This window comes from Dietzia sp. DQ12-76 (genome assembly GCF_014145045.1).
Lineage (GTDB): Bacteria > Actinomycetota > Actinomycetes > Mycobacteriales > Mycobacteriaceae > Dietzia.
On sequence record NZ_JAALDV010000432.1, the window covers coordinates 8,093 to 10,132 of the forward strand.

Below are 2,040 nucleotides of genomic sequence, written 5' to 3' on the forward strand. Positions count from 1 at the left end.
GTTGTTCGGGCTCGACCACTCCGGGATGGACGGCCGCCCGGCGCTCGAGGCGTTCCACCTCTGACCGCCGGGCCGCCGGGGACCGACTACCCGGCTGACGCGCGCTCCGCCTGGGTCCCCTGACCGCGGGTCACGGGCGCGGCGTCGATTCCCGACTCCTTGCGCTGCTGCGGAGTGATGGGAGCGGGGGCGTCGGTGAGCGGGTCGACACCGCCGCCGGACTTGGGGAAGGCGATGACGTCGCGGATGGACTCGGTCCGGGCCAGCAACGCACAGATGCGGTCCCAGCCGAACGCGATTCCGCCGTGCGGCGGCGCGCCGTAGGAGAAGGCGTCGAGCAGGAAGCCGAACTTCTCCTGCGCCTCCTCGGCGGAGATGCCCATCACGCCGAACACCCGCTCCTGGATGTCCTTGCGGTGGATGCGGATGGAGCCGCCCCCGATCTCGTTGCCGTTGCACACGATGTCGTAGGCGTAGGCCAGGGCCGAGCCCGGGTCGGTGTCGAAGGTGTCCAGGTGCTCCGGCTTGGGAGAGGTGAACGCGTGGTGCACGGCCGTCCACGCGCCCGAGCCCACCGCCACGTCGCCGGCGGCCGTCGCGTCGTCGGCCGGCTCGAACATGGGCGCGTCGACCACCCACGTGAACGCCCAGGCCTCGGGGTCGATCAGTCCGAGCTTGTCCGCGATCTCGCCACGGGCCGCGCCGAGGAGCGCGCGTGTGGACTTGACGGCCCCGGCACCGAAGAAAATGCAGTCTCCGGGCTCCGCGCCGACGTGGGCGGCGATGCCCGCCCGCTCGGCGTCCGACAGGTTCTTGGCGACAGGACCGCCCAGCTCGCCGTCCTCACCGACCAGGATGTAGGCCAGCCCCTTGGCTCCGCGCTGCTTGGCCCATTCCTGCCAGGCGTCGAGCTGACGTCGCGGCTGCGACGCGCCGCCCTTCATGACCACCGCGCCGACGTAGGGGGCCTTGAACACGCGGAACGGCGTGTCGGCGAAGAACTCGGTGCACTCGACCAGTTCGATGTCGAAGCGCAGGTCGGGCTTGTCGGAGCCGTACCGACGCATCGCCTCGGCATAGGTCATCCGCGGGATGGGGGCCTGGATCTCGTAGCCCGCCGTCGCCCACACCTCGGTGAGGATCTCCTCCGCGACCGCGATCACGTCGTCCTGGTCGACGAAGCTCATCTCCACGTCCAGCTGGGTGAACTCCGGCTGCCGGTCGGCCCGGAAGTCCTCGTCCCGGTAGCAGCGGGCGATCTGGTAGTACTTCTCCATCCCGGCAACCATGAGGAGCTGCTTGAACAGCTGCGGCGACTGCGGGAGGGCGTAGAAGGTGCCGGGCTGCAGACGTGCGGGGACGAGGAAGTCGCGCGCGCCCTCGGGGGTGGAGCGGGTGAGGGTGGGGGTCTCGATCTCGACGAAGTCGTGGCGTGCCATGACGATCCGCGCGGCGGAGTTGACCTTCGACCGCAGTCGCAGTGCGGCACCCGGACCCTCACGGCGGAGATCGAGATAGCGGTGACGGAGGCGTGCCTCCTCTCCCACCTCGTCGTCGAGCTGGAACGGCAGCGCCGCGGACTCGCCGAGCACCTCGAACGAGACCACGTCGACCTCGATCTCACCGGACGCGAGAGCAGGGTTCTCCGACCCCTCCGGGCGGCGGTCCACGACGCCGGTGACGGCGACGCAGAACTCGTTCCGGAGACGGTGCGCGCGCTCCGCGATCTCCTCGGAGCGGAACACCACCTGACACACGCCTGTGGAGTCACGGAGATCGACGAAGATCACCCCGCCGTGATCCCGGCGGCGCGCCACCCAGCCGGCCAGGGTGACGGTGTCCCCGGCGTCGGCGGCTCGGAGCTGGCCGGCGGAATGGGTGCGCAGCACGGGGTGGTCCTCTCGTCGGGAATGCTGGATGGTCGGCGAACGGCGACGGGACCCGCCGCGGTTCGTGCGGTCGGACCCGGGTTCGGACGACGCACAGTCTACGTCCACCCCCCGGTGTCCCCGGCGTCGGCTGCGGCCGACGCCCGGCGCG

General features: G+C 70.9%; 1 protein-coding gene. It reads right to left on the bottom strand.

Annotated elements, in window-relative coordinates; genetic code table 11:
• Positions 1–86 precede the first annotated feature (86 nt).
• On the bottom strand, positions 87–1,889 hold the full coding sequence (gene aspS, locus G6019_RS14125; protein WP_182627839.1) for an aspartate--tRNA ligase: 1,803 nt from the start codon (positions 1,887–1,889) through the stop codon (positions 87–89).
• Between the last annotated feature and the right edge of the window lie 151 nt (positions 1,890–2,040).